Below are 25,491 nucleotides of genomic sequence, written 5' to 3'. Positions count from 1 at the left end.
CCAGTACCGTGACCGTCGTGACGTCACCCGCGCCCGCGCCCGGACCCGAGGACCGGGTGGTCCTCATCTGCGGGCCCGCGGGCTCCGGAAAGTCGACGCTCGCCGGCCGGCTCGCCGCCGGCGGCGCCGTCGTGCTCTCCTTCGACGAGGAGGCGTGGGCCCGCGGCCACCGCGTCCACCCCCTGCCGGACGACGCCGCGCGCTCGATCCACGCCGAGCTGCAGCGGCGCCTCGTCGCGCTCGTCCGCGACGGCGCGCGAGTCGCGGTCGACACCTCGTTCTGGTCGCGAGCCTCGCGCGAGTCCTACCGCGTGGTGCTGCGGCCGCTCGCCGTCGAGCCTGTCGTCTACTACCTCGCGACGCCGCGCGCCGTCGTGCTCGAGCGGCTGCGCGGGCGCGAGGGCAACGGGCCGCACGACGTGATCGTCCCGGCCGACCTGGCCGTGCGGTACCTCGACGGGTTCGAGGTCCCGACGGCGGACGAGGGTCCGCTGCGCATCCTCACCGGCGCGTAGCCCTCGCGGTGCAGGGCCGCACACATCCGTCAGCCGGTCCTGCCTCACGCGCCGCGACGTAGGGTGGCGTGGTGCGCCTGATCCTCGTCCGGCACGGCCAGACCCACTCCAACGTCGGCCACCACCTCGACACCGCCGAACCCGGAGCCGACCTCACCGACCTCGGGCGCGCCCAGGCCGATGCCCTCGTCGAGACGCTCGGCGACGCCGGGATCGGCGCGCTCTACGCCTCGACCCTCGTCCGGACGCAGCAGACCGCCGCGCCCCTCGCCCGGGCGCTCGAGCTGCCCGTCCAGGTGCGCCGAGAGATCCGCGAGATCGGCGCCGGCTCGCTGGAGATGTCCAACCACCACGAGGACGTCCAGACGTACCTGCGCATCGCCCTCGGCTGGATCGACGGGGACCTCAGCACGCGCATGCCCGACGGCGAGGAGGACGGCGCGCAGACCCTCGCCCGGTTCGACGGGGTGGTCGCCGAGGCGGCCGAGTCCGGCGCCGAGGTCGCGGCGCTCGTCACGCACGGCGCGATGATCCGCGTGTGGGTCGCGGCCCGCGCGCGCAACGCCCACGCCCGCGACGTCGCCTACGCGCCGGTGTCGAACACCGGTGCCGCCGTCCTCGTCGGCGAGCCGGGTGAGTGGCACCTCGAGCGCTGGCACGAGCCGGCGCTCGGCGGTCCGGAGCTCGCCGATCCCACGTCCGACGGCGCGGCCGCCGAGGTGGTCGAGCCGCCGCAAGGTGAGGCTGTCACCGAGGAAGCAGCTCCACCCGCTCGGTGAGTCGTTGGGCTCGCCGCGGTCGCCTTGTCCACCTCAGACGCGGCTGCGCTGTTCCCGACGCGTCTCACGTGGACGCTGCCGTCGCCACGTCCACCTCAGACGCGGCTGCGCTGTCCTCGGCGCGGTCGACGTGGATGCTGCCATCGCCACGTCCACCTCAGACGCGGCGCACCCCGAGGTTCCGTGTTGTCGGAGGGCCGGTCTAGCGTGGCCGGCATGCGCATCATCCTGGTACCGGGGTTCTGGCTCGACGGATCGTCCTGGGACGACATCACTCCCCCGCTCGTCGAGGCGGGGCACACGGTCGAGCCGGTCACGCTGCCCGGCGTCGAGCGGGAGAACGACCACCGCGCCGAGGTGACGCTAGCCGACCAGGTCGACGACGTCGTCGCCCGCGTGGACGCGAGCGTCGAGCCGGTCGTACTCGTCGGGCACTCCGGCGGCGGGGCGGTCATTCATGCCGTGGTGGATGCGCGGCCCGAGGCGGTCACTCGCGCGATCTACGTGGACAGCCTTCCCCTGGCGGAGGGCAAGTGCATCAACGACGAGCTCCCGGTCGTGGACGGCGTGATCCCGCTGCCGGACTGGTCGGTGTTCGACGACGCCGATCTCGTGGGCATGACGCCCCAGATCCGCGACACGTTCCGACGGATCGCGATCGACGTGCCCGCGCACGTCGCCCAGGACAAGCAGGTCCTCACCGACGAACGCCGCTACGACGTCCCGATCACGGTGATCACGTGCGAGTTCCCCTCGGCCGACCTCCAGGCGATGGCGCAGGACGACGACCACCCGTGGCACGGCTACGTCCACGAGGTCTCCCTCGTCCGCGATGTGACCTGGATCGACCTGCCCACCGGGCACTGGCCCCAGCTGACCCGGCCGGCCGATCTCGCCGCTGCCCTCGCGGACGCGGTCGGACCGGCCTGACGCGGGTCGACGCGACGAGCTCGACGGGACGAGCTTCGGCCCGTCGAGCGCGGGTTACGAGGGAGGAGCAAGGATGACGAGCACGCGCTGGGCACTGCTGCTGCGCGGTGTCAATGTCGGCGGCGTGACGATCCGGTCAGCCGATCTCAAGGCCTGCCTGGCCGACGCGGGCTTCGACGACGTCCGCACGGTGCTCGCGAGCGGCAACGCCCTCGTCACCACGACCGGCGGGGCGTCCGCGTCCGCGGCATCGACGGTGCGTACCCGTGCCGAGGCGGCGGTCGGCGAGCGGTTCGGGAGGGACGTGCCGCTCCTCGTGCGGACCCAGGAGGAGGTGCGCGACGCCGTCGAGCGCTGCCCGTACCTCGCGGACGCGACCACGCACCACGCCTACCTCGTGCTCACCGAGGACGAACCCGCGGCGCGGGCGCTGCACGAGGCGATGGCCGCCGTCGTCGGGGACGACCCCGCGCAGGAGGCGGTCGAGCTCGGCGCCCGGCTCGTCTACTGGTGGTGCCCGAAGGGGTCGTCGCTGGTCACGCCCGTGTCGAAGGTGACGGCGAAGACGAGGCTGGTCACGACCACGCGCAACGTGCGCACCATGCGCAAGCTCTGCGAGGACTGAGAGACGAGAGTGCCGAGAGACGCCTCGGGCTCAGCCGACCTGGCGCTTCGCCGCGCGACGGTGCGCGAGCTCGTCGCCGGGGTGCACCTCGGGCTCGGCCACCTGGTTCTCCTCCGCCGCCTCGACGGGGAAGGTGGCGATGGTCGCCTCGACCTCGCGCCACACGCGGCCGACGGCGATGCCGAAGACCCCCTGGCCGCCCTGGACGAGGTCGAACACCTCGTCCGCGGAGGTGCACTCGTACACCGAGGCGCCGTCGCTCATCAGCGTGATCCGGGCGAGGTCCTCGACCCCGCGCTCGCGCAGGTGCTCGACCGCCTGGCGGATCTGCTGGAGCGAGACGCCCGTGTCGAGCAGCCGCTTGACGACCTTGAGCACGAGGATGTCGCGGAAGGAGTACAGCCGCTGCGTGCCCGAGCCGGTGGCGGGGCGCACGCTCGGCTCGACGAGCCCGGTGCGGGCCCAGTAGTCGAGCTGGCGGTAAGTGATGCCGGCGGCACGGCACGCCGTGTGGCCGCGGTAGCCGGTGTTGGCGTCGAGGTCAGGAAGCTCCTCGCCGAACAGCAGGCCCTGCGAGATCTGGTGCGACGGGACCGCACCCGCCTTGCTGCTCGCCACCCGAGGCTCCTCCCGGTCGTGCCACCTCACGGGCGTTCGCCCGGTGGCCGTCGATCCATCGTAGTCAACCTAGGGACGGGTCGGGGCCGGGTCAACGCACGTCGCCCCGACACGCCGGAGCGGGTTTCGCTACGGCATGTCTCACCCTCAAGCACAGGGTGAGACATTCGTCGAACCACTCGCCGCCGGGCCCGGCCGAACCAGCCGGTCCCGCACGTCAGGAGTCCTGGTCGTCGAAGTCCTCGGGCTCGACGCTCTCGAGGAACTCGCGGAACTCCGCCAGCTCGCCCTCGCTGTCCACGCGCGCAGCGATCCACGGTCCGCCCTGCACGCCGGCCGCGTCGAGCACGCCCGGGTGGCACAGGATCGGCACGCTCGCGCGCAGCGCCAGGGCGACGGCGTCCGAGGTGCGCGCATCGACCCGTCTGCCGCTGCCGAGCACGAGCTCGGCGAAGAACACGCCGCCGAGCAGCTTGACGATCTCGACCTGCAGCAGGCTGCCACCCGCCGCGTGCAGGAGGTCTAGCGCGAGATCGTGGGTCTGCGGCCGCGGAGGCACGATACCGGCCTGGACCGAGGCGATCGCCGCGCCCTCGCGTGGTCCGATCGACACGGGGACGACGAGCTCCTCCTCGCCCGTGCTCGGCTCATCGAGCACGAGCAGCAGCATGACCTCGCCGACCTCGGAGTCCACGTGCACCCCGAAGACGGCCATCCGGCGCAGCTCGGCGTCCACCGGCGGGCCTAGAAGAGCCGCTCGACGCCCGAGGACACGAGCGCGCTGTGCAGGCGGCTCAGCAGGCCGGAGAGCTCGTCGGCGGCCTCGAGTGCACGCTCGCGCTGCCGGGAGTCCTGCGGGCTGTTCGGCCGGCCGCGCAGCGGCGCGGTGAGCTGGGCGACGACGTCGACCTGCCGGTCCGCGGCGCTGCGCATCTGGCGCAGGTGGCGCAGGTCCACGCCCTGGCGGCCGAGCTCGGCGGCGAGCTGGACCACGGCCACGCTGTGCGCCGGGTAGCGCCCCCCGGCGTCCAGGCCGACGAGCCCGGCGGAGGTGAGCTCGGCGAGGTGCTCGGTGCTGACGCCCGCGAGCTCGGCGAGCTCCGCGGGGCGCAGGCGTGCGCTCGTCGTGGTCGCGTGCGCGGCGGTCACGGACGCCTCTTCGAGGCCGGCGTCGAGCTCGGCGAGGCGCTCGCCGATCACGCGCAGCGGCATGAACGAGTCACGCTGGGCCGCGAGGGCGAACCGCAGGCGCTCCACGTCGGCGTCGGAGAACATCCGGTAGCCGGCCGGGGTGCGCTGGGGCTGGACGAGGCCCTGGTTCTCCAGGAAGCGGATCTTCGAGAGGCTGACGGCCGGGAACTCGTTCTTCAGGATGCCCAGCACCGCGCCGATGCTCATCGTGGCCCGACGCGACACCCCGCGCGGCCAGGGCTCCGTGGCGAGCGCGGCCAGGTGGCGCGGCGCCTCGACCTCGGCACTCGACCGCTGCTGCGGGCGGGCGGGTTCGGCGTGCACCTGGTCGGCCTGCGAGCGTGCCGCGCGCGTCACGAAGCGCCCGGCGCGCGGTTGGGGCTCGGGTGGAAGGTGAGCCGGTACTTCCCGATCTGGACCTCGTCGCCCGCGCGCAGGTCGAGCGACTCGATCCGCACCCGGTTGACGTACGTGCCGTTCAGCGAGCCCACGTCGCGCACGTCGAAGCCGTCGGGCGTGCGACGAAACTCCGCGTGCCGGCGGGAGACCGTGACGTCGTCGAGGAAGATCTCCGAGCGCGTGTCCCGCCCGGCGGACGTCACGTCCGCGTCGAGGAGGAACCGCGCCCCGGTGTTGGGGCCGTGCTGCACGACGAGCAGCGCGCTCGAGGGCGGGAGGGCGTCGATCGCGGCCTGGGGCGTGGGCAGCGCGGAGGAGACGACCGGCGGCTCCGTGCCGTCGGAGACCGGCGGAAGGTGCGCCGTCGTGCTGCCGTCCTCGGCGGGCGGGTACAGCCCCTCGTCGCCGCTCATCCCCGGTCCCCTTCTCCTGCACGTCCTGAGGGGGTCAACCCTATCCCGAACTGGGCGACGGGTCAGGGGCCGGCGTGGCCACCTGGGGATCTCGCAGGGTCCGCACCGACAGGATCTCCAGCTCGTCCTCGCGCCTGACGTCGGTGCGAGCGTCGTTGGACCGCAGCGTCGGGAGGGCGCCGCCGGGAATCTCCAGCGCGACCTCGAGCGTCTGCGGGTCTCCGATCGCCCGCACGAGCACGGGTGAGTCGATGAGCTGCCCGTCGACCACGGTGCCCTCGTCGGTGTCGCCGACCCACGTCGAGGCACCCACTCGCACGTCGTCGATCTCGATCGCCTCGGCACCCGCGTTGCGCAGCTCCTCGATGAGGTTGACCCACGACGACGCCGGCACGCGGGTCCCCTCGTCCACCCGCACCGTGATCTCGACGCCGGGACCCTGCACCGGCACCGTGCCCGCGAGGATCGCCTGGACCTCGGCGTTGCGCGCGGCCACCTCGGCGGCGCTGACGCCGGACTCCAGGTCGTTCCGGTCGAGCACCAGCTGCGCCTGCTCCTGCTCGAGCTGGTCGTTGCGCTCGGTGATCTCGTCCAGGAGGCGCACCAGGTCGTCCTGGCGCAGCAGCGCGAGCGAGTCCGAGTGCGTCTGACGGACCTGCACCACGAGCGCGAAACCGAGCGCCGCGCACAGCACGGCGACCAGGAGGTGCGACCGGGCACCCCACGGCGGGCGGGCGGACGGCGACGTGGACGCGGTGGCGGGTTCGCCGTCGGGCGCGGTGGACGACGGCGAGCTCGCCTCGGCGAGCGACGTCGCCTCGGCCGGTTCGCCGTCGGGCACCCCGGCGGAGGCGGCCGACGCGGCAGGCGACGCGGCCGCGCGGGTGGGTTCGCCGTCGGGCGCGACGTCCGACTCCGGCTCACCCTCGGCGCTCTGGCGATGACGCCCGTGGCGCTCGTCCGTCATGCCGCTACGCCTTGAAGATGAGGCGCCGGATGGAGGCGGCGTTGGAGAAGATGCGGATACCGAGCACCACGATGACCGCCGTGCTCAGCTGCGAGCCGACGCCGAGCTGGTCACCGAGGAAGACGAGCAGCGCGGCGACGAGGACGTTCGACAGGAACGACGTGATGAACACCCGGTCGTTGAACTTCCCCTCGAGCTGGGCGCGCACGCCGCCGAAGAGGGCGTCGAGCGCGGCCACGACGGCGATCGGGAGGTAGGGCTGCAGGGCGGGAGGCACGTCCGGGGAGACCACGAGGCCCACGACGATGCCGAGCGCCAGGCCGATGACCGCAATCACTGCGCTCCCCCTTCGGTGGTGGGCGTGCCGCCCGACGTTCCAGTCTGCCCAGTCTGCCCCGTGTCGCCGGTGTCGTCGGCCGGATCGGGCACGACCGTGGCGAACCGGGGCTGCGTGGTGCGCACGCCTGGCAGCCACTCCTCCTGGCGCGTGCCGGTACCGACGCCGATGTGGTACCGGTCGCGCAGCAGCGCGAGGTGCGTCGAGGCCGAGGAGCGGGCCATCGCGCTGCGCATCGCGTCGACCGGGCCGATGGCGACCACCTCGTAGGGCGAGCTCACCGGGACGAGGTCGACGAACAGCGCCGAGCCCGCGCCGCGAATCGCCCCCGACGCGCTCACCCGGACCCCGTTCACGCCGACGGCCTCCGCCCCGGCCTGCCACAACGCGTTCACGACCACCTGGAGGTCGAGCGCCTGCACGAGCTCCTCGGGGTAGGTCGTCGGGTCCTCCTGCGCCTGCGCGGAGTCGGAGAGGGTGACCACGTAGGCGGGACCGGAGACGGCCTCGACGCCGGAGGCCAGCGCGAGCCGCTGGAGCTGCTCGGTCATGGCGGGGTCGGACGCCGTCAGCTGCTCCGCCGTGAGGTCCCGCACCTGCTGGGAGAGGTCGGCGTTGGCGGCCATCAGCTCGGTCTGCCGGGTCTGCCGGTCGGTGATCTGCTCGATCAGCACGTCGCGCGCCTGGTTGCGGACGGACTGCGGCGCACGCAGCACCTGCGTCGCGGCGACGAGGCCGAGCCCGAGCGCGACGGCGAGCAGGAACACCACGGCCTGGGTCAGCCAGGTCCGGTGCGGGGCCCCGGAGATCTCCCGACGGCGAGCCGCCTCCTCGTAGGCCGGGTCCAGCGGGTGGTCGGTCACCTCGCGCAGGAGGGTCATGGAGGCGTCGGGGCGCTGCCACACCGTCCCGCTCTCGCTCACTCGTGCAGGTTACCCGGGGCTGACCTCGTCCCCGCCGGCGGGACGCGAGACGGGGTCGGCAACGCGTGGACGTCAGGCGTAGGGTCCGTGCGTATGGCGATGAGGGCAGGACTGTTCGTTCCCCAGGGCTGGCGCTTCGACCTGGTGGGGATCCCGCCGGCGGAGCACTGGCGCACCATCCGCGACCTGGCCCGGCGTGCCGACGCCGGCGCGTGGGAGTCGGTGTGGGTCTACGACCACTTCCACACCACCCCGGTGCCGAGCGAGGAGGCCACGCACGAGGCGTGGACGCTCATGGCGGCCCTGGCCGCGGCGACCGACCGCGTGCGGCTCGGCCAGATGTGCACGTGCATGGCTTACCGCAACCCCGCCTACCTCGCGAAGGTCGCCGCGACGGTCGACGCCGTGAGCGGCGGTCGGGTCGAGATGGGCATCGGCGGCGGCTGGTACGAGCACGAGTGGCGCGCCTACGGGTACGGCTTCCCGCGCGCTGGCGTGCGGCTCGGCATGCTGCGCGAGGGCGTGGAGATCATGTCCCAGGCGTGGCGCACCGGGGTGGCGACGCTCGCCGGGGAGCACTACCAGGTCGACGGCGCGATCGTCCGCCCCCTCCCCCTGCAGGAGGGCGGCATCCCGCTGTGGATCGCCGGCGGCGGGGAGAAGGTCACGCTGCGGATCGCGGCCCAGTACGCGCAGTACACCAACTTCGACGGCTCCCCCGACGGGTTCACGCACAAGTCCGAGGTGCTCGCCGAGCACTGCCGCGAGCTCGGCACCGACTTCGGCGCGATCACCCGCAGCGCCAACTACAACGTGGCGATCGGCGCCACGCAGGACGAGGCGGAGGAGCGGCTGCGCGTGCTCGAGGAGCGGCTGCTGCCCCACCTCGGCGCGGAGCGGACCGCCGACCAGATCGCCGGGTACCGCGGCTCGCTCGCGTTCGGGACGCCCGAGCAGATCGTCGAGCGCCTGCAGGGCATGGTCCAGCGCGGCATGACCTACGGCATCTTCTACTTCCCCGAGGCCGCGTACGACACGTCGGGCATCGAGCTGTTCGAGCACGAGGTGCTGCCGCACCTGCAGGTGCCGGAGCTGGACCTGCACGTCCTCGAGGACGACGAGACGATCCCGCCGCGGCCGGAGGAGGACATCGCCGACGTGCTGCGGAGCGCCCCCGACCCGCACTGAGCAGCGCACCAGCACCCGGGCGCAGGTGCTGGGCCGGGTGAGCGCCGAGTCAGGGCCGCAGGTCGCCCGTCCAGCCGAGCGCCGTCCGGACGAGCTCGACGAGCGGGAGCGAGCCCACCGTCTCGAGCGGGTGCCACGCGGCGCGGTCGGTCGAGCCCTGGACCTCGTCGTGCAGCGTCCCGCCGAGCAGTCGGCCGCGGTACACGATGCGGAGCCCGTGCAGCAGCTCGACGCCCGACTCGTCGCCGCCGGCCACGCGTACCACGAGCGAGTCGATCCCGAGGAGCTCGCCGAGCTCGATGTCGAGCCCGGTCTCCTCGCGCACCTCACGCACGGCCGCCTGCGCGGGGTGCTCGCCGAAGTCGACGCCGCCCCCGGGCAACGTCCAGCGCTGCTCGCCGGTGAGCCCGGCGAGCAGCACCGCGCCGTCGTGCACCACGACGGCGTAGCCCGAGACGCGCGGATGGTCCGGCGCGTGCGTCACGGCGCCCCCGTCGTCCCGGACCGCCCGCCCGTCAGGCGAGCCCGTCCGCGGTGATCGTCGAGCCGCTCGGCACGGTGTGCGGCGCGTCGTCGTCGGCCGCCAGCACGGCGTCCCCGACGGCGCGCACGCCCGCCTCGAACGTCCAGTCACCCCGCACCGTGAGCGAGTCGGCCTCGAGGATCGAGGGCACGCCGTCGCCCAGGCGCGCCTCGAAGTCTGCGATGAGCTTGTAGTGGTCGTCCAGCGAGATGAGCGGAGCCGGCCGGCGCGCCACGAGGTGCGAGGCGTCGGTCAGCTCGTAGGCGTCCGAGCGCAGCAGCAGCAGGTCGTTCGTGGTCTTGACCGGCAGGAACCGCGCGCGCTCGACCTCGATGACCTTCGCGCCCGGGAACACGTTCACGGCCGCACCCATCGCGGTCTCGAGCTGCACGACCTTGGTGGAGGTCTTGTCGCTCGGGTCGACCGTCTTGAGGTTGCGGATGAGCGGGAGGGGCATCACGCCGTCGTGCTCGGCGAGCAGCGCCTTCACCTGGACGAGGTCGAACCACAGGTTGTTGGCGTGGAAGTACGGGTGCACGTGCCGGTCGTTGGCCACCTCCAGCTCCTCGGGGTAGGTCTGCGCGGTCTCGCGCTGGATGATCTGGCCGTCCGCCTTGCGCACCACGAGCTGGCCGCCCTTGACGTCGGCGTCCGACTTCGCGACCAGCTCGGCCGCGTACGGCGCACCCGAGCCCGCGAACCACGCGGCGATCGCGGCGTCCGGGACGGCACCGAGGTTGTCCGCGTTCGACACGGTCGCGTACCGGAGGCCCTGCTCCAGGAGCGTGTCCAGCACGCCGGAGGTCTGCAGCGCCGTGTAGATGTCGCCGTGCCCGGGCGGGCACCACTCCAGGCTCGGGTCCTTCTCCCACGTGACGGGCTCGAGCGTGTCGGCCACGAGCTTCGGCTCGCGGTTCTGCAGGAAGTCGGCGGGCACGCCGTCGACGGCGAGGTCGGGGTAGGCGGCGAGCGCCGCCAGGGAGTCCTCGCGGGTACGGAACGAGTTCATGAGCACGAGCGGCAGGCGCGCGCCGTGCTGCTCGCGGGCCGCGAGGACCTGGCGAGCGATGAGGTCGAGGAAGGTTGCGCCGTCGCGCACGGGCAGGAGGGACTTCGCGGCCTCGAGGCCCATCGACGTGCCGAGCCCGCCGTTCAGCTTGATGACGACGGTCTGGGCGAGAGCGGCGGCCTCCGCCTCGGGGTCGGACGCGAGGTCGGCCTGGCGGTCGATGTCGCGCAGGGGCTCGACGTCGGCCTCGCGGATGAGGCCCGTGGCGCCCGACTCGAGCTGGCGGTACAGGCGGGCGAAGGTGGCGATGGCGAGGTCGGGGACCTCGGCGTCACGCATGCGGGCGGTGGCAAGGCCGAGACCGTGGTCGCTCATGGCTGCAAGCCTAGGGGCCGCCGGCCCTCACCTAGAGTGGGAACGTGACCGACGCCGCACCTCCCGACCGCGCCGACGCGACCGACGAGGGCGACCTCGTCGAGGCCTGGACCGACGGGGCGTGCAAGGGCAACCCGGGCCCCGGCGGGTGGGGTGCGCTGCTGCGCGCGGGGTCGCACGAGAAGGAGCTGTGGGGCGGGGAGAACCCGACCACGAACAACCGCATGGAGCTCACCGCGGTCATCGAGGCGCTGCGGGCGCTGCGCCGACCGTGCCGCGTGGTGCTGCACGTGGACTCGACCTACGTCATGCAGGGGATGTCCAGCTGGATCGTCGGCTGGAAGCGCAACGGCTGGCGCACCGCGGCCAAGCAGCCGGTGAAGAACGCCGACCTGTGGCAGGCGCTCGACGTGGAGGTCGCGCGGCACGACGTGCGCTGGGTCTGGGTCAAGGGGCACGCCGGCGACCCCGGCAACACGCGCGCCGACGCGCTCGCCAACCGCGGGGTGCTCGACCCACAGGGCAGCCACAGCACCACCTGACGGCGGGCACGGAGGCGGTCCGTAGAACTCGGAGGCATGAACCCCGACCTCCGCTCCCCCGACGACGTCCCGCCGGACCGCTCCGAGCCCGAGCCGGCCGAGCCGGCCCAGCCCGCCGAGCCGGCCGAGCCGGCCGAGACCACCGCAGCCGAGCAGGCGCCGGCCCGCGCGCCGCGCCGCAGCCTCGCCCGACGCCGTCGGGTGCGCCGCGCGGTCCTCGCCGCGAGCCTCACCGTCGCGCTCAGCCTCGGCGGCGCGACCGCGTGGGCGCTCAACCGGTTCGTCATCGAGCACGTCGAGATCTCCGACGTCGCCGCGTACGAGGAGGCGCAGCGCGCGAGCAGCGACGCCACCAGCGACGCTGATGCGGCGGCGGACGCCACCACGGAGGCGACGTCCGACGCGACGGCGAGCTCGACGTCGGGCACCGCCGCGGACGACGGCACGACGGCGAGCGACGCCGACACGGCGAGCGAGCCACAGATCACCATCACCCAGGGCACGTACGGCTCCGGCGACGACGCCGCCACGTACTACGTGGCCGACGTGGTCGTCTCCGACATCACGCAGCTGCGGGCGGCGTTCGCGCAGAACGCGTTCGGCGAGAACATCACCGAGGACCCCTCCGACATCGCGAGCGACGTCGGTGCGCTCGTCGCGATCAACGGCGACTACTACGGCTTCCGGGACACCGGGATCGTCATCCGGAACGGCGTGCTCTACCGCGACTCCCCCGCCCGCACCGGAGCCGTCATCTACTCCGACGGCACGATGGCGATCTACGACGAGACGACCACGAGCGGTGCGGAGCTGATCGCCGACGGTGCGTGGCAGACGCTGTCCTTCGGTCCCGCGCTCGTGGACGACGGCGAGATCGTCTCGGGCATCGACCAGGTCGAGGTCGACACGAACGTCGGCAACCACTCCATCCAGGGCGACCAGCCGCGCACGGCGATCGGCATGATCTCGGCCGACCACTACGTGCTCGTGGTGGTCGACGGGCGCTCGGACACCAGCGCCGGGGTGACGCTCACCGAGCTCGCCGAGATCATGCAGAGCCTGGGCGCCACCGTGGCCTACAACCTCGACGGCGGCGGGTCCTCCACCCTCGTGGACTCCGACTACGACGTGGTCAACACGCCGTCGAACGACGGCGAGCGCGCGACGTCGGACATCCTCTACGTCGCGGCCACGACCTCCGGATCGGACGAGTGAGATGGCCACGACGTGGGTGCTCGTCCCCGCCTACCAGCCCGACCACCGGCTCGTGGAGCTGCTCGGTGCCCTGCGCCGGGACCTGCCCAGCGCGGGACTCGCGGTGGTCGACGACGGCTCGGGCGAGCGGTACCAGCGCGTCTTCGACGCCGCGGCGCGCCTCGGCGCGAGCGTGCTGCACCACCCCCGCAACCGCGGCAAGGCGGCGGCGCTGCGCACCGGCATGGCGTGGATTGCCGAGCTGACCCGTGGCCGGGACGACGTCGTCGTGGTGTGCGCCGACTGCGACGGCCAGCACCGCCCGGGCGACGTCGCCGCCGTCGCCGACGAGGTCGCCCGCCGACTGGCCGAGGGCGAGCGGGACGTGCTCGTGCTCGGCTCGCGCGCCTTCACCGGGCGGGTGCCGCTGCGCTCCCGGATCGGCAACCGCGCGATGACCGGGCTCGTCGCGCTCGCGACCGGGCGACGGATCGGCGACACGCAGACCGGCCTGCGGGGGTTCGGCGCCTGTTCGGTGCCGTGGCTGCTGCGGGTGCCGGGCGAGCGGTTCGCCTACGAGCTGCGCGTGCTGCTCGAGGCGGCGGACCGGGGCGGCCCGGTCGTCGAGGTGCCGATCGCCACGGTGTACCTCGACCACAACGCCTCCTCGCACTTCCGCCCGCTCGTCGACTCGGCGCACGTCCTGGCGCCGCTGCTGCTGTTCGCGGCGTCCTCGCTCCTGGCCGCGGCGGTCGACCTGGCGGGCGTGCTGCTGCTCGAGGCGCTCACCGGGAGCCTCGCGCTCGCCGTCGTGGGAGCGCGGCTCGCGAGCGCGTCGGTGAACTTCGCGCTCAACCGGCGGGCCGTGTTCCCCGGCGCCGCGCGCGGGCGAGCGGCGCTGGGCGGTCAGGTGCTGCGGTACGTGGGCCTCGCCGTCGTGCTGCTGGCCGCGGGCTACGTGGGCATCCGGACGCTCGAGCACATCGGGCTGCCGCTCGTGGTGGCGAAGCCGGCGACCGACCTGGCGCTCTGGGTGGCGTCGTTCGTGGTGCAGCGACGCGTGGTCTTCGCGCCCGGGCGCCGGGCTCCCTCGGGGGTCGAGCCGAGGCTCGACGAGGGGGCTGAGGCAAGCACAGACCGTGCGCGGGTGGTGGGGGCGGGTGCGGCTCAGCGCCCGGCCTCCTCCTCCCCGAGGGTGTCGTAGACCTCGTGGTACAGCAGCGCGTGCACGCGCTCCACGCGGGGGATGTCGTCGAACTCCAGCGGGTCGTCGGACGCGGACTCGATGACGAGCGTGCCGGTGCGCAGCATCCGGTCGACGAACCCGTGCCGGAACTGCACGCTGTTGATCCTGCTGAGCGGGATGTCGATTCCGCTGCGGGTGAGCACCCCGGTGCGGTACATCACGCGGCGATCGGTGATCACGAAGTGCGTGCTGCCCCAGCGCACGAGCGGCGCGACGAAGAGCCAGACGAACAGGCTCGTCCAGATCACCCCGACGGCGACGCCCGTCACCGTGGGCCACGGCTCGCCCGGGTCGGCGCGGAGCACGGCCCACCACGACCCGACCCCGACGACGGTGACGAGCACGGCGGCCAGTGCCGGCAGCAGCAGCGCCTTCCAGTGCGGGTGCTCGTGGACCACGACGTTCTCGTCCGGCGCCAAGACGTCCTGCGGGTAGCCCATGCCGCCCAGGCTAGGCGGTCGCGCCCGTCCGCCGCGCCGCCCGCAGCACGGCCACGACGAACGAGGAGTCTGGCGTCCACGGCCGCAGGTCCCAGGTCCCGAGTCGGAGGTCCTCCACGAGCCCGGCGGTCGTGACGTCGTCGGCGAGCTGGGCGACGTCGTAGTCGCGTGCCGTGCCGAACCCCAGCACGATCCGGCCCTCGGGCGCGAGGTGACGCGCAAGCGTCGCCAGGGTCTCGGCGTGGCTGCCCGGGGCGAGGAACGTCAGGACGTTCCCGGCGAGCACGACGGCGTCGAACGGCTCCGCGATCCCCCGCGCCGGCAGGTCGAGGGTCGTCAGGTCGCCCTGCAGCCACGTCGGGCCGGGGTAGACCGCCTCGGCCTCGGCGACGAGCACCGGGTCGACGTCGACGCCGACGACGGTGTGCCCACGGGCGTGCAGCGCGCCGCCCACCCGACCGGTGCCCGCACCCGCGTCGAGCACCCGCGAGCCACGGGCGAGCATCGCGTCCACGAGGCGCGCCTCGCCGTCGAGATCCGCGCCCTGCTCCCGCATGGCGCGGAACCGCTCGACGTACCACGTCGAGTGCGCCGGGTTGGCGGCGATGATCGCCTCCCACCTCGACGGCTGCCGCGTCATGCCGCACCCCCCGCGGGGGCGGGCGTCACGGACGACTCGTGCTCGCCGTCGGGCCCGGACTCGGGAGCAGAACCGGCGGAGGCGTCCTGGACGACGCGGTGGACGAAGTCGAGCTTGCGTGCGACGGCGGCGACGATCCCGAACGGGTAGAGGTCGCCCTTGCCCATCGCCTGGTTCGCGCGGTTGAGCAGCTTGGAGCACCAGTACCAGTCCTGGAGCATCTCCCGCGTCTCGCGGCCGTGATAGCTCGTGCGCGGCGTGATGTCCCGCGGCAGGAGGTCGGGGTGCCGGTCGGCGAGCAGCTCGACGCCCGCCTCTGCGAGCACGCCGAGGGTGTCCGTGATGTGCAGGTAGTGGGCCCACGTCTCCGCGAAGTCCTCCCACGGGTGCATCGTCGCGTACTCGGAGATGTAGCCCTGGATCCAGCCCTGCGGCGCTCCCTCGCTGTAGTGCCGCGAGATCGCGTCGGCGTAGGAGGCGCGCTCGTCGCCGAACAGCTCACGGCACTCCCCGATCCAGTCGGTCGTCTCCACGAGCACGCGCTGGTAGTAGTGCCCCGACTCGTGCCGGAAGTGCCCCAGCATCGTGCGGTACGGCTCGCCGAGGGAGACCCGCAGCCGCTCGCGGTGGTCGTCAAGAGACTCGGCGAGGTCGATCGTGATGATCCCGCCCGCGTGCCCGATGCGCACCGGGCCGTTCCCCGACCGGGAGGACAGGAGGTCGAAGCCGAGGCCGCCGGGCTGCTCGTACCACGGCGTGATCGGCAGGCCGAGGCTGGCGAGGTGGAGCAGCAGGCGGCGCTTGTCCTTGGCCACCTTGGCGAGCTTGGCGATCGCGAGGGTGTCGTCGGGCTCGGGGATGCGTCGGGTCATCCGGCAGGCGGTGCACCGCTCGTCCCCGGAGGCGACGTCGACGAGCCAGTTGCACCGCTGGTCCCGGTTGCCGCACGCGAACCAGCGCGTCCCGTCCCGCTCCACGCCGTCGGGCTGCACGGACAGGAACCGCTGCGAGGGCGGGTGGACGCCGATCTCCGTGCCGCACGACCGGCAGGCGAGCGAGTCGGAGTAGAGGAGACCGGAGCACTGCGGACAGCGGTAGTGGTGCACGGGGAGATGCTAGGTCCGTTCACGACGGGAGCCGCCGCATCGGCCCAGGGATGAGGTTAGGCTCACCTTCATGACTCGCCTTCGCATCGACCCGGTCAAGCCCGACACCGCGCGCGTCGTCCCCCTCACCGTGACGGGCAGCGAACGGATCAGCCCGCACGTGCAGCGCGTGACGCTCGGCGGGGCGGGTGAGATCGCCCCGCTCGGCTTCGACCAGTGGTTCCGGGCCCTCGTGCGCCGCCCGGGCCAGACCGAGCTGCACCTGCTCAAGGACGTCGGCCTCGTGTCCTACGTCCGGTACGTGACGCTCCCGGAGACCGTGCGGCCGCTCCTGCGCAACTACACGGTGCGCGAGCTGCGCGGCGACGAGCTCGACGTCGACGTCGTGGTGCACGGCGAGGTCTCCCCCACCGAGGCCTCGTTCGCCTCGTGGGCCGTGCACGTCAAGCCCGGCGATCCCGCGGCCGTGCTCGACGAGGGCCGGATCTGGAACCCGCCCGCGGACACCGACTCCGTCCTCGTGGTGAGCGACGAGTCCGGGCTGCCGGCCGTCGCCGGGATCTGCCGCGACCTGCCCCGGGACGTACGCGGCACGGTGATCCTCGAGCTGCCGAGCGCCGAGGACGCCCAGGACCTCGAGGCGCCCGACGGCGTCACCGTGCAGCTCGTGGTGCGCACCGACGCGCACGCGCGGCCGGGCGTCGCGGCGCTCGCGGCGCTCGGCGCGGCGACCCTGCCCGACGGCGTGCCGTACGTGTTCGCGATCGGCGAGCAGGCGCTGGCGACCGGCGCGCGACGAGACGTGGTGGCCCGGGGCGTGCCGAAGGAGCACGTGTCGTTCTGCGGATACTGGAAGTTCGGGGCGCGCGCCTCGCGGTGAGGTGCATCCGCGTGCACCGCCGGGCACCACCGTGCACCGAGGACGGTGCGCGCTCAGTGCTGCGGCGGCGGCGTGGCCGCGGCCGCCGCACCTGCCGCTGCGGGCAGCGCGCGCAGGATGCGGTCCAGCGCCGCGTCGTCGTGCGCTGAAGAGAGGAACCAGGCCTCGTACACGCTCGGCGGCAGGCTGACGCCCTGCTCGAGCATCGCGGCGAAGAACGGCGGGTAGCGCCAGTCCTCCTGGTCGCGGGCGTCGTCGTAGTCCCGCACCGTGCCGGTCCGGAACGCGATCGAGAACAGGTTGCCCGCCCTCGGGACCACCGCGGCGACGCCGGCCGCGGCGAGCTCGCGCTCCACGGCGTCGGCCACGACGCCGGCAGCGCGATCGACGTGGGCGTACACCGTGGCGTCGGCCAGGCGCAGGGTCGCGAGCCCGGCGGCCACCGCGAGCGGGTTCCCGCTCAGGGTGCCCGCCTGGTAGACGGGCCCGAGCGGGGCGAGCAGGTCCATGAGCTCGGGCCGGCCGCCGAGCGCGGCCAGCGGCATCCCGCCGCCGACGACCTTGCCGAACGTCACGAGGTCCGGCGTGAACGGCGTCTCGTCGAGGCCCCACCAGCCGGCCGGTCCGACGCGGAACCCGGTGAGCACCTCGTCGAGCACGAGCAGCGTGCCGTTCTCGTGACAGATCCGGGCCAGCGCGGCGTTGAAGCCGGGATCGGGCCGCAGCACGCCGGCGTTCGCGCCGGCGGCCTCGGTGATGACGGCCGCGATCCGGCCCGGGTGCGCCGCGAACGCCGTCGCCAGGGCGGCGAGGTCGTTGTAGGGCAGCACGAGGGTCTGCGCGGCGATCGGCTCCGGCACGCCCGCCGAGCCCGGCAGGCCCTGGGTCGCGACGCCGGAGCCGGCCTGCGCGAGGAGGCCGTCGGAGTGCCCGTGGTAGTGACCGGCGAACTTCACGACCAGCGGCCGCCCGGTCGCACCGCGGGCCAGCCGCAGCGCGGTCATCGTCGCCTCGGTACCGGTGGACACGAGACGCACCTTCTCCGCGCCCGGGACGCGGGCGCGGATCTCCTCCGCGAGCAGCGTCTCCCCCGGTGTCGGCGCCCCGAACGAGAGCCCGTCCGCGGCCGCCTGCTGGACGGCGGCGACCACCTCGGGGTGCGCGTGGCCGAGCAGCGCCGGTCCCCAGGAGCAGACCAGGTCGGTGTACTCGCGGCCCTCGACGTCCCAGACCGAGGCACCGCGGGCACGCACGAGGAACCGGGGCGTGCCCCCGACCGAGCCGTAGGCCCGGACCGGGGAGTCCACGCCGCCCGGGATCGCGTGGCGCGCCCGCGCGAACTCGGCCTCGTTGCTCCTCCCGCGCGTCATCGCAGCCACCGGGCGACCTCGGTCGCCCAGTAGGTGAGCACGACGTCGGCGCCCGCGCGGTGGATCGCGACGAGCGACTCGGTGACCGCGCGTTCGCGGTCGAGCCAGCCGTGCGCCGCCGCGGCCTCGACCATCGCGTACTCGCCGCTCACCTGGTACGCCCAGACCGGCACCGGGCTCGCGGCGGCGACCGCCGCGAGCACGTCGAGGTAGTGCGACGCGGGCTTCACCATGACGACGTCGGCACCCTCGGCGACGTCGAGCGCGGCCTCGCGCAGCCCCTCTCGCCCGTTGCCCGGGTCGAGCTGGTAGGTGCGCCGGTCGCCGGTGAGGGCGGAGTCGACGGCGTCGCGGAACGGTCCGTAGAACGCGGACGCGTACTTCGCGGAGTAGGCCAGCAGCGCGACGTCGGAGCGGCCCGCGTCGTCGAGCGCGGCGCGCACGGCCGCGACCTGGCCGTCCATCATGCCGCTCAGGCCGAGCAGGGCCGATCCCGCCTCGGCCTGAGCCAGCGCCATCGCGGTGTAGCGCTCCAGGGTGGCGTCGTTGTCCACCCGGCCCGCGCCGTCGAGCACGCCGCAGTGCCCGTGGTCGGTGAACTCGTCCAGGCACAGGTCGGTCTGCACGACGAGCGCGTCCCCGACCTCGGCGGCCACCGCGGCCGTGGCGACGTTGAGGATTCCGTCCGCGGCGTCGGCCGCGGAGCCGACGGCGTCGCGGTGCGCGGGCACGCCGAAGAGCATGACGCCGCCGACGCCCGCTTCCGCGGCCTCGGCCGCCGCCGCCCGGAGCGAGTCGAGGGTGTGCTGCTGCACGCCGGGCATGGACGCGATGGGGTGCGGCTGGGTGAGACCCTCGCGCACGAACAGCGGGAGCACGAGCCGCTCGGGGTGCAGCCGGGTCTCGGCGACGAGCGCGCGCAGCGCGGGGGTGGCGCGCAGGCGCCGGGGTCGGACGGTGGTCACGAGGCCTCCGGTGAGGGGGTGTCGGGGTGCGCGGTGTCGGGGTGCGCGGTGTCGGGGTGCGCCGGCGCGGGGATGCCCTCGAGCACTTCGTCGAGCGCGTCGGCGAGCGTCATCACGAGCGTGAACGCGTCGGGCTGCGGGGCGACCGCGGCGACGGTCAGCCCCGCGTCGCGCGCGTGCTGCGCCGTCGTGTCGCCGATCGCGACGACGACCGGGACGGGCGCGCGGTCGCGGCCGAGGGTGATGTCGGCGAGGCGACGCGCGGTCGACCCGGACGTCACGACGGCGCCCAGGAGCGGGCCGCTCGCGAGTGCGGCCTCGAGCGCGACGCACGGCTCCTGCGGCTGCACGGAGTAGGCCTCGACGCGCTCGGGCACGAGCCCGAACGCCGACAGGCCGGCCACGAGCGTGTCGGGTGCGAGTGCCGACAGCGGCAGGAGCACGCGCTCACCCTCCCCGCCCACGGGCCACGCGGCGAGCAGGCCGGCGGCGGAGGCGCGCTCGGGCACGAGCTCGACCGCCATCCCCGCCGCCGTCGCCCGGGCCGCCGTTGCCGCCCCCACCGCGGCAACGCGCGCCCCGCCCACGTCCACACTGGCCGAGCCGGCGGCCTCGACGAGGGCGTCGACCGCGCGGGCGCTGGTGAGCACGAGCCAGTCCAGCTCGCCCGCGGCGAGGCGGGCGACGGCGACGGCGAGCGCCTGCGGGCTCGCCGGTGGTCCGTAGGTCTGCAGCGGGTCGAGCAGCGGGTAGCCCCCGCGCGCCCGCACCTGGGTCGCGAACGCGCGACCACGCTCGGCGTCGCGCGTGAGCAGCACGGTCCGGCCCCACACGCCGTCGCCCGTCGGCTCGTCGTCGGGCCGGCCGTCGGGCTCGTCCGCGAGCTCGCCGCCGGGCGTGGCGCCGGTCACGAGAGCAGCCCCGCCGCACCGTCGCGCAGGAGCGCCGCGACGACGTCGCGCGCCACGGACTCGGGGTCGGCCTCCCCGACGGCGACGCCGTCAGCCGCCGGCGCATTCCCCGCGCCCGCCGCGCCCAGTGGCGCCGTCGCGCGGACCGCGCGTGCTCCGTCGAGCGCGTACGCCTCGGCGACGAGCTCGCCGCCCGTGACCGAGACGCCGAGGGGTGCGGCGCACCCGGCCTCGAGGAGCCGCAGCACGATGCGCTCGGCCGTGGCCGCGCGCCGGGTCGCCGGGTCGTCGAGGGCCGCGACGGCGTCGCGCACCGCGGGCGGCGCGTCGCGGCGGACCTCGACGGCGAGCGCGCCCTGGGCGGGCGCCGTCGGCCACGCCACGAGGTCGAGCAGCTCGCTCGCCTCGCCGAGGCGGCCGAGGCGGTCCAGCCCGGCTGCCGCGAGCACGACGGCGTCCAGGCGCTCCTCCGGGGTGCCCGGGTCCTGCACGCGGCGCAACCGGGTGTCGACGTTGCCGCGGATGTCGGCGACGTCCAGGTCCGGCCGCGCGCGCAGCAGCTGGGCCCGACGCCGCGGGGAGCCGGTGCCCACGCGCGCGCCGACCGGCAGGTCCGCCAGCCGGGCGCCACCCGCGCCGACGAGGACGTCGCGGGCGTCCGCCCGCGCGGGCAGCGCGAGGAGCTCGACCTCCTCGTGCGGCGCCGTCGGCAGGTCCTTGCAGGAGTGCACGACGGCGTCGACGTCGCCCGCGAGCAGCGCGTCGCGCAGCGCGGTGACGAACACGCCGGTGCCGCCGAGGGAGGCGAGGCTCGCCGTCGAGCGGTCGCCGTGACTGGTCACGGTGACGAGCTCGACGTCGGGCACGTCCGCCAGGAGCGCTCGGGTCTGGGCGAGCGCGAGCGCGCTCCCCCGGGTGCCGACGCGCAGCGTCACGGGGCCAGCCCGGCGGCGGCCGGCTTGAACCCCGCCCGCACGTTCTCGCAGCACCCCGGCCGGCACACGTCGAACCACGGCCCGAGCTCGGTCACCGCGGGCCGCTCGGCCGTCGGCGTGCCGTGCACGCGCTCGAGGACGAGGTCGACCAGGCCGCTCACGTAGACCGGGTCGACGCCCGGGGTCGGCGTGCGCACGGCCCGCAGGCCGTGCTCGGCGGCCGTCTCCATGGCCTCCTCGTCCAGGTCCCACATGACCTCCATGTGGTCCGAGACGAACCCGAGCGGCACGATGACGACGGCGCGCACGCCCTCGCCGGGCAGCTCGGCGATCCGGTCGTTGACGTCGGGCTCGAGCCACGGCTGGCTCGGGGGCCCGGAGCGGGACTGGTAGACGAGGTCCCACCCCGGCTCCAGCCCGGTCGCCGCGGTGACCTGCTCCACCACGTACGCCGCGACCGCGCGGTGCTGCGCGGCGTAGGAGCCGCCGTCGCCGTGGCCGAGCCGCTCGTTGAGGTCGGCGGGTCCGGACCGGCGGGCGTCCGCCGTCGGGATCGAGTGGGTCGCGAACAGCACCCGCACCGCGTCGACCGGCACGGCGTCCTCGCCCGTGGTGAGGTCGAGCACCGCGTCACGCACGCCGGCGACGAACGCATGCACGAAGCCGGGGTGGTCGAAGAACGGGCGCACCTTGTCGATGGTGACGCTCTCGCCCAGGCCGGTCGCCTCGAGCACGCGCGCGAAGTCCTCGCGGTACTGGCGGCAGGAGGAGAAGCTCGAGTACGCGCTCGTCGCGATCGCGATGAGGCGGGTGTCCCCCGCGTCGGCGGCCTCGCGCACGGCCTCCTCGAGGTAGGGCGCCCAGTTCCGGTTGCCCCAGTAGACGGGCAGGTCCAGGCCGCGGGCGTCGAGCTCGGCCTGCAGCGCGGCACGCAGCTGGCGGTTGTGCTCGTTGATCGGGCTCACCCCGCCGAAGTGGCGGTAGTGGTGGGCCACCTCCTCGAGGCGCTCGTCCGGGATCCCGCGCCCGCGCGTGACGTTGCGCAGGAAGGGGATGACGTCGTCCTGACCCTCGGGCCCGCCGAACCCGGCGAGCAGGATCGCGTCGTAGGCGACGGGCTCCTCGACGTGCTCCGGACCGGCGGCGGCCGCGGGCGAGGCGTACGGCACGACGGCGGGCCGGGCCGCGTCGTCCCGGCCTCCGGCCGGGCCGGCGCCGTCGGCGTGGGTGACCGTGGTCATGAGACGACCTCCTCGATCTCGTCGACCCGCAGGAGCCGACCGGTGAAGAACGGGACCTCCTCGCGCACGTGGCGCCGCGCCTCGGTGGCGCGCAGGTGGCGCATGAGGTCCACGAGGTGCACGGGGTCCTCGGCCTCGAGGGCGAGGAGCCACTCGTAGTCGCCGAGCGCGAAGCTCGCGACCGTGTTGGTCTGCACCTGCGGGTACTCCGAGCCCTTGCGGCCGTGCTGCGCGAGCATGCCGCGGCGCTCCTCCTCGGGCAGCACGTACCACTCGTAGCTGCGCACGAACGGGTAGACGGTGAGCCACTCCTTGGGCGGCAGGCCGCGCATGTAGGCCGGGGAGTGGTTGCGCATGAACTCGGCGTCGCGGTGCACGCCGAGGGCGTTCCAGACCGGGGCCATGGACGCGAACGGCTCGAGCCGGCGCAGCACGCGCAGCGCGGCCTGCAGGTCCGCGGCGTCCGCTCCGGTCAGCCACACGAGCAGGTCGGCGTCGGCGCGCAGGCCCGAGACGTCGTAGGTGCCGCGCAGCGTGACGCCGTCGGGCAGGGCGACGTCGGCGAGCGCAGCGTGCACGCCGTGGCTGCCGCGTCGGCCGAACACGGCCCACAGCGCGTAGCCGAGGCGGTCCGGGGCGCCGGACTCGACGGCGGTGCCGGGGCCGTCGCCGTACGTCGGCATCGGGTCGGCGGGCGCGGCGGTGTCGCGGGCCGAGCTGCCGGGGGTGGTCGGTTCGGGGAGGGTCGACTCCGTCATGACCGTCCTTCCTGGTGGGGACTGGTGACAAGGCTGGGTGTGGTGCCGCACGTGGTGCCGCTCGTGGTGCCGCTCGTGGTGGCGGTCGTCGGGCCGCTCGCCGTGTCCGTCGTGGTGCCGGCGAGGCTCGCGGCGACGCTGCGCGCGTGAGCCACGATCGCGGCGAGACCCGTGCGGCCCGAGGCCTCCCCGACGAGGTGAGCGGCGCCGTCGTGCGCCTGCTCGGGTGGCGCCTCCACGGCGATCGTGCGTGTCCACGTGCGACGCACGACGGCGAGCACGCGCGCCTCGGGCGCGCCGGAGAGCAGCCGGACGTCACGCTCGACGTCGCCGTCCGTGGGCGGGGCGTCGTAGGACAGCCGGACCAGCGCGGCGTCGCCCGCGAGCCAGGGCCACTTGACGCTGGAGTGCGTGAGCGCGCGGGCGGTGACCCCGGGCGCGTCCGGCGCGACGAGCACGCCGGTGCCGCGGGGGGCGCCCGTGAGGCCCTCGACGGCCGCCGCGACGACGGTGAGCGTGCGGCTCGTCGTCGCGGTCGAGGCGAGGCCCACGGCGGCCACGACCACGGGACCGGCCACGCGGATCTCGGCGAGCTCACCGGCGGTGACCGGGTCGTCGGTGCGCAGCGCGGCGCCGTGGGCGCGCGCGTCGGCGGCGAGCGCGGCCACGACCGCGCCCAGGCCACCCCGCACGCAGGCGACCTGCGAGCCGGCTGGGGCGGCCGCGCGCACCTGACGAGCGGCCACGGCGAGCCGCCGGGTGCGGGTGAGGGCGGACGCGAGCGGCGGCGAGGCGGTCGCCAGCGCGAGGTCGTCGGCGCCGGTGGAGTACACCCCGCGGACCACCGGGTCGACCAGACCGCGCACGACGGCGTCGCCCATCCGGGCGCGGACCACCTCGCCGAGCGTGGGGTCGGGCAGGCGGCGGCTCCTGCGCGGGAGGACGGCGTCGCACGCCGCGCGGACCGCGGCGACCGGGCCGATGGCGCGCACGACGTCGCGCGCGAGCGGCCGACTCGGGATGCCGAGGACGGCCGTGGCGGGCAGGGCGCACGCCGTGCCGTCGGCGCGGTGCACCCACGCCGGGGAGTCCAGCGGCGGGGTGACCTCGCCGTCGAGCCCGAGGTCGGCCAGGAGCGCCGCGACCGTGCCGCCGCGGGTGGCGAACGACTCGGCACCAATGTCGAGCAGGCGGCCCGCGAGCTCGACCTGCTCGATCTGCCCGCCCAGGCGCGGCGAGGCCTCGCGCAGGATGACCGGCACACCGGCCACGGCGAGGTCGCGCGCCACGACGAGGCCGGCGATCCCCCCGCCGACGACCGTGACGACCTCTGCGGTCATCGCGCGTCCTCGCCGGTGCTCGCCCCCGTGGCCGTGACCTCGTGGACGAGGCGGACGATCCGGGTCAGGACCTCCGGGTCGGTCTCGGGCGGCACGCCGTGGCCGAGGTTGAGCACGTGGGCAGACGCGGCGCGGCCGCGCTCCAGCACGTCGAGGACGTGAGCCTCGATCACCGGCCAGGGGGCGCCGAGCACCGCGGGGTCGACGTTGCCCTGCAGCGGCCAGCCGGGGACGGCCCGCGCGGCCTCGTCCAGCGGGGTCCGCCAGTCCACGCCCACCACACCGGCTCCGAAGTGCGGCAGGAGGTCGAGGATCGGGCCGGTCCCGGTGCCGAAGTGGACGGTGGGCACGTCCAGGCCGTCGAGCGCGGCGAACGTGCGGGCGGTGTGCCGGGCGACCTGGGTGCGCCAGGACTCGCGTGAGAGCGACCCGGCCCACGAGTCGAAGACCTGCGCCGCCGAGGCACCGGCCTCGACCTGGGCGCGCAGGAACGCGCCGGAGGTGCGGGCGCACCAGGCGAGCAGCGCCGCGAACGCGTCGGGGTCGGCGACGGCGAGCGCGCGGGCGCGCAGCTGGTCCTTGGACGGCCCGCCCTCCACGAGGTAGGACGCGAGCGTGAACGGCGCGCCCGCGAACGCGACGAGCGGCGTGGCACCCAGCGCGTCGACGGTGCGCTCGACGGCGTCGCGCACCGGGGCGAGGTCGGCTGGGTCCAGCTCGGGCAGGTCGGCGATGTCACGCGCCGTCCGGACGGGCGTGCCCAGGACCGGGCCGCGGCCGGGCACGATGCGCACGTCGACGCCGGCGAGCAGTACCGGCACGACGATGTCGGAGAAGAAGATGGCGGCGTCCACGCCGTGGCGACGCACCGGCTGCAGCGTGATCTCGCTCGCCGTTGCCGGGTCGAGGCATGCGGCGAGCATGTCCCCGCCAGCGCGCAGCTCGCGGTACTCCGGCAAGGAGCGGCCGGCCTGCCGCATGAACCAGACCGGGACGTGCGGCGTCAGGCTGCCTCGGTACGCGCGGACCAGGGCCGCGTCGCTGGTGCGGCCGTCGACCAGCGGGTGCGTGGGAGGCAGGGTCACCTGATCATCCTGACACTCCCCGGACGCGTGTCAGGACGTGCTGACG

At 74.6% G+C, this 25,491-nt stretch carries 29 protein-coding genes; 9 read left to right on the top strand and 20 right to left on the bottom strand.

Annotated features, from left to right (window positions below; translation table 11 throughout):
* The first annotated feature begins 17 nt into the window (after positions 1-17).
* From FH969_RS07765 to FH969_RS07750, 4 genes are all read left to right on the top strand, one after another.
* Positions 18-515, top strand: coding sequence for a P-loop nucleotide/nucleoside kinase family protein (locus FH969_RS07765; protein WP_246071768.1), 498 nt, complete (start codon positions 18-20; stop codon positions 513-515).
* A 71-nt stretch (positions 516-586) separates the two neighbouring features.
* Positions 587-1,294, top strand: coding sequence for a histidine phosphatase family protein (locus FH969_RS07760; protein WP_139986777.1), 708 nt, complete (start codon positions 587-589; stop codon positions 1,292-1,294).
* 216 nt (positions 1,295-1,510) lie between these two features.
* A complete protein-coding gene (locus FH969_RS07755; RefSeq protein WP_139986775.1) occupies positions 1,511-2,224 on the top strand; it encodes an alpha/beta fold hydrolase in 714 nt (237 codons plus the stop codon).
* A 73-nt stretch (positions 2,225-2,297) separates the two neighbouring features.
* Positions 2,298-2,849, top strand: coding sequence for a DUF1697 domain-containing protein (locus FH969_RS07750; RefSeq protein ID WP_139986773.1), 552 nt, complete (start codon positions 2,298-2,300; stop codon positions 2,847-2,849).
* A 30-nt stretch (positions 2,850-2,879) separates the two neighbouring features.
* Here the strand turns inward: FH969_RS07750 and FH969_RS07745 are convergent, their stop codons facing one another.
* The 7 genes from FH969_RS07745 to FH969_RS07715 form a co-directional block, all read right to left on the bottom strand.
* The gene (locus tag FH969_RS07745; RefSeq protein WP_108717404.1) at positions 2,880-3,467 is read right to left on the bottom strand and encodes a MerR family transcriptional regulator; all 588 of its coding nucleotides are present in this window, start codon (positions 3,465-3,467) and stop codon (positions 2,880-2,882) included.
* 217 nt (positions 3,468-3,684) lie between these two features.
* Positions 3,685-4,203 (bottom strand): bifunctional nuclease family protein, encoded by a 519-nt coding sequence (locus FH969_RS07740; RefSeq protein WP_246071767.1) that lies wholly within the window; start codon positions 4,201-4,203, stop codon positions 3,685-3,687.
* Positions 4,204-4,211: 8 nt separating this feature from the next.
* The gene (gene ftsR, locus FH969_RS07735) at positions 4,212-5,015 is read right to left on the bottom strand and encodes a transcriptional regulator FtsR (RefSeq protein WP_246071766.1); all 804 of its coding nucleotides are present in this window, start codon (positions 5,013-5,015) and stop codon (positions 4,212-4,214) included.
* Complete coding sequence (locus FH969_RS07730) at positions 5,012-5,470, bottom strand: FHA domain-containing protein (RefSeq protein WP_139986769.1); 459 nt, start codon at positions 5,468-5,470, stop codon at positions 5,012-5,014. Before FH969_RS07730 ends, ftsR begins: the two co-directional genes overlap by 4 nt.
* Before the next feature lie 40 nt (positions 5,471-5,510).
* Entirely contained in the window at positions 5,511-6,437 is a 927-nt protein-coding gene (locus tag FH969_RS07725; RefSeq protein WP_139986767.1) for a DUF881 domain-containing protein, read from the bottom strand.
* Between the two features lie 4 nt (positions 6,438-6,441).
* Positions 6,442-6,774, bottom strand: a complete 333-nt coding sequence (locus FH969_RS07720; protein WP_108717401.1) for a small basic family protein — start codon at positions 6,772-6,774, stop codon at positions 6,442-6,444.
* On the bottom strand, positions 6,771-7,697 hold the full coding sequence (locus FH969_RS07715) for a DUF881 domain-containing protein (RefSeq protein ID WP_108717400.1): 927 nt from the start codon (positions 7,695-7,697) through the stop codon (positions 6,771-6,773). The genes FH969_RS07720 and FH969_RS07715 overlap by 4 nt, the downstream gene beginning before the upstream one ends.
* Positions 7,698-7,796: 99 nt before the next feature.
* Here FH969_RS07715 and FH969_RS07710 point away from each other — a divergent pair, with 99 nt between their 5' ends.
* Entirely contained in the window at positions 7,797-8,885 is a 1,089-nt protein-coding gene (locus tag FH969_RS07710) for a TIGR03560 family F420-dependent LLM class oxidoreductase (protein ID WP_139986795.1), read from the top strand.
* 49 nt (positions 8,886-8,934) lie between these two features.
* Here the strand turns inward: FH969_RS07710 and FH969_RS07705 are convergent, their stop codons facing one another.
* Positions 8,935-9,369 (bottom strand): NUDIX hydrolase, encoded by a 435-nt coding sequence (locus FH969_RS07705; RefSeq protein WP_139986765.1) that lies wholly within the window; start codon positions 9,367-9,369, stop codon positions 8,935-8,937.
* A gap of 31 nt (positions 9,370-9,400) precedes the next feature.
* Positions 9,401-10,792 (bottom strand): UTP--glucose-1-phosphate uridylyltransferase, encoded by a 1,392-nt coding sequence (locus FH969_RS07700; protein WP_139986764.1) that lies wholly within the window; start codon positions 10,790-10,792, stop codon positions 9,401-9,403.
* A 44-nt stretch (positions 10,793-10,836) separates the two neighbouring features.
* Between FH969_RS07700 and rnhA the strand changes: the two genes are divergently transcribed.
* From rnhA to FH969_RS07685, 3 genes are read left to right on the top strand one after another with little or no spacing between them, the layout of a single operon-like run.
* Positions 10,837-11,334, top strand: a complete 498-nt coding sequence (rnhA, locus tag FH969_RS07695; RefSeq protein ID WP_108717397.1) for a ribonuclease HI — start codon at positions 10,837-10,839, stop codon at positions 11,332-11,334.
* A gap of 36 nt (positions 11,335-11,370) precedes the next feature.
* Positions 11,371-12,549, top strand: a complete 1,179-nt coding sequence (locus tag FH969_RS07690) for a phosphodiester glycosidase family protein (protein ID WP_180359717.1) — start codon at positions 11,371-11,373, stop codon at positions 12,547-12,549.
* 1 nt (position 12,550) lies between these two features.
* Entirely contained in the window at positions 12,551-13,732 is a 1,182-nt protein-coding gene (locus FH969_RS07685; protein WP_139986762.1) for a bifunctional glycosyltransferase family 2/GtrA family protein, read from the top strand.
* Here FH969_RS07685 and FH969_RS07680 read toward each other — a convergent pair.
* From FH969_RS07680 to FH969_RS07670, 3 genes are read right to left on the bottom strand one after another with little or no spacing between them, the layout of a single operon-like run.
* A complete protein-coding gene (locus FH969_RS07680) occupies positions 13,696-14,214 on the bottom strand; it encodes a PH domain-containing protein (RefSeq protein WP_139986761.1) in 519 nt (172 codons plus the stop codon). The two genes, FH969_RS07685 and FH969_RS07680, sit on opposite strands and share 37 nt — an antisense overlap.
* A gap of 10 nt (positions 14,215-14,224) precedes the next feature.
* Positions 14,225-14,854 carry a class I SAM-dependent methyltransferase gene (locus FH969_RS07675; protein ID WP_139986759.1) on the bottom strand — a complete coding sequence of 210 codons (630 nt, stop codon included), beginning with the start codon at positions 14,852-14,854 and terminating at the stop codon, positions 14,225-14,227.
* Positions 14,851-15,960 carry a zinc-binding metallopeptidase family protein gene (locus tag FH969_RS07670; RefSeq protein ID WP_139986757.1) on the bottom strand — a complete coding sequence of 370 codons (1,110 nt, stop codon included), beginning with the start codon at positions 15,958-15,960 and terminating at the stop codon, positions 14,851-14,853. The genes FH969_RS07675 and FH969_RS07670 overlap by 4 nt, the downstream gene beginning before the upstream one ends.
* A gap of 70 nt (positions 15,961-16,030) precedes the next feature.
* Between FH969_RS07670 and FH969_RS07665 the strand changes: the two genes are divergently transcribed.
* Positions 16,031-16,840 carry a siderophore-interacting protein gene (locus FH969_RS07665; protein ID WP_139986756.1) on the top strand — a complete coding sequence of 270 codons (810 nt, stop codon included), beginning with the start codon at positions 16,031-16,033 and terminating at the stop codon, positions 16,838-16,840.
* Positions 16,841-16,893: 53 nt separating this feature from the next.
* Here the strand turns inward: FH969_RS07665 and FH969_RS07660 are convergent, their stop codons facing one another.
* From FH969_RS07660 to hemE, 8 genes are all read right to left on the bottom strand, one after another.
* A complete protein-coding gene (locus tag FH969_RS07660) occupies positions 16,894-18,210 on the bottom strand; it encodes a glutamate-1-semialdehyde 2,1-aminomutase (protein ID WP_139986754.1) in 1,317 nt (438 codons plus the stop codon).
* Positions 18,207-19,175, bottom strand: a complete 969-nt coding sequence (gene hemB, locus FH969_RS07655) for a porphobilinogen synthase (protein ID WP_139986752.1) — start codon at positions 19,173-19,175, stop codon at positions 18,207-18,209. The genes FH969_RS07660 and hemB overlap by 4 nt, the downstream gene beginning before the upstream one ends.
* A complete protein-coding gene (locus FH969_RS07650) occupies positions 19,172-20,086 on the bottom strand; it encodes a uroporphyrinogen-III synthase (protein ID WP_139986750.1) in 915 nt (304 codons plus the stop codon). The genes hemB and FH969_RS07650 overlap by 4 nt, the downstream gene beginning before the upstream one ends.
* Complete coding sequence (gene hemC / locus FH969_RS07645) at positions 20,083-21,021, bottom strand: hydroxymethylbilane synthase (RefSeq protein ID WP_139986748.1); 939 nt, start codon at positions 21,019-21,021, stop codon at positions 20,083-20,085. Before hemC ends, FH969_RS07650 begins: the two co-directional genes overlap by 4 nt.
* On the bottom strand, positions 21,018-22,262 hold the full coding sequence (locus tag FH969_RS07640) for a ferrochelatase (RefSeq protein ID WP_139986746.1): 1,245 nt from the start codon (positions 22,260-22,262) through the stop codon (positions 21,018-21,020). The genes hemC and FH969_RS07640 overlap by 4 nt, the downstream gene beginning before the upstream one ends.
* Positions 22,259-22,945, bottom strand: a complete 687-nt coding sequence (gene hemQ / locus FH969_RS07635; protein ID WP_139986792.1) for a hydrogen peroxide-dependent heme synthase — start codon at positions 22,943-22,945, stop codon at positions 22,259-22,261. The genes FH969_RS07640 and hemQ overlap by 4 nt, the downstream gene beginning before the upstream one ends.
* Before the next feature lie 71 nt (positions 22,946-23,016).
* Entirely contained in the window at positions 23,017-24,360 is a 1,344-nt protein-coding gene (locus FH969_RS07630) for a protoporphyrinogen/coproporphyrinogen oxidase (protein ID WP_139986744.1), read from the bottom strand.
* A complete protein-coding gene (gene hemE / locus FH969_RS07625; protein WP_139986742.1) occupies positions 24,357-25,445 on the bottom strand; it encodes a uroporphyrinogen decarboxylase in 1,089 nt (362 codons plus the stop codon). Before hemE ends, FH969_RS07630 begins: the two co-directional genes overlap by 4 nt.
* Positions 25,446-25,491: the final 46 nt, after the last annotated feature.

The sequence above is a fragment of the Miniimonas arenae genome, from assembly GCF_006351005.1.
Lineage (GTDB): Bacteria > Actinomycetota > Actinomycetes > Actinomycetales > Beutenbergiaceae > Miniimonas > Miniimonas arenae.
This window is presented reverse-complemented; position numbering and strand designations above follow the sequence as displayed.

What these genes read in the sequence shown, in the direction of transcription:
- hemQ (WP_139986792.1), bottom strand. Translation starts at nt 22,945, where the DNA reads ATGCCGACGTACGGCGACGGCCCCGGCACCGCCGTCGAGTCCGGCGCC.
- FH969_RS07680 (WP_139986761.1), bottom strand. Translation starts at nt 14,214, where the DNA reads ATGGGCTACCCGCAGGACGTCTTGGCGCCGGACGAGAACGTCGTGGTC.
- FH969_RS07710 (WP_139986795.1), top strand. Translation starts at nt 7,797, where the DNA reads ATGAGGGCAGGACTGTTCGTTCCCCAGGGCTGGCGCTTCGACCTGGTG.
- FH969_RS07690 (WP_180359717.1), top strand. Translation starts at nt 11,371, where the DNA reads ATGAACCCCGACCTCCGCTCCCCCGACGACGTCCCGCCGGACCGCTCC.
- FH969_RS07700 (WP_139986764.1), bottom strand. Translation starts at nt 10,792, where the DNA reads ATGAGCGACCACGGTCTCGGCCTTGCCACCGCCCGCATGCGTGACGCC.
- FH969_RS07675 (WP_139986759.1), bottom strand. Translation starts at nt 14,854, where the DNA reads ATGACGCGGCAGCCGTCGAGGTGGGAGGCGATCATCGCCGCCAACCCG.
- FH969_RS07730 (WP_139986769.1), bottom strand. Translation starts at nt 5,470, where the DNA reads ATGAGCGGCGACGAGGGGCTGTACCCGCCCGCCGAGGACGGCAGCACG.
- FH969_RS07685 (WP_139986762.1), top strand. Translation starts at nt 12,551, where the DNA reads ATGGCCACGACGTGGGTGCTCGTCCCCGCCTACCAGCCCGACCACCGG.
- FH969_RS07630 (WP_139986744.1), bottom strand. Translation starts at nt 24,360, where the DNA reads ATGACCGCAGAGGTCGTCACGGTCGTCGGCGGGGGGATCGCCGGCCTC.
- FH969_RS07640 (WP_139986746.1), bottom strand. Translation starts at nt 22,262, where the DNA reads ATGACCACGGTCACCCACGCCGACGGCGCCGGCCCGGCCGGAGGCCGG.
- FH969_RS07725 (WP_139986767.1), bottom strand. Translation starts at nt 6,437, where the DNA reads ATGACGGACGAGCGCCACGGGCGTCATCGCCAGAGCGCCGAGGGTGAG.
- FH969_RS07660 (WP_139986754.1), bottom strand. Translation starts at nt 18,210, where the DNA reads ATGACGCGCGGGAGGAGCAACGAGGCCGAGTTCGCGCGGGCGCGCCAC.
- FH969_RS07750 (WP_139986773.1), top strand. Translation starts at nt 2,298, where the DNA reads ATGACGAGCACGCGCTGGGCACTGCTGCTGCGCGGTGTCAATGTCGGC.
- FH969_RS07665 (WP_139986756.1), top strand. Translation starts at nt 16,031, where the DNA reads ATGACTCGCCTTCGCATCGACCCGGTCAAGCCCGACACCGCGCGCGTC.
- FH969_RS07755 (WP_139986775.1), top strand. Translation starts at nt 1,511, where the DNA reads ATGCGCATCATCCTGGTACCGGGGTTCTGGCTCGACGGATCGTCCTGG.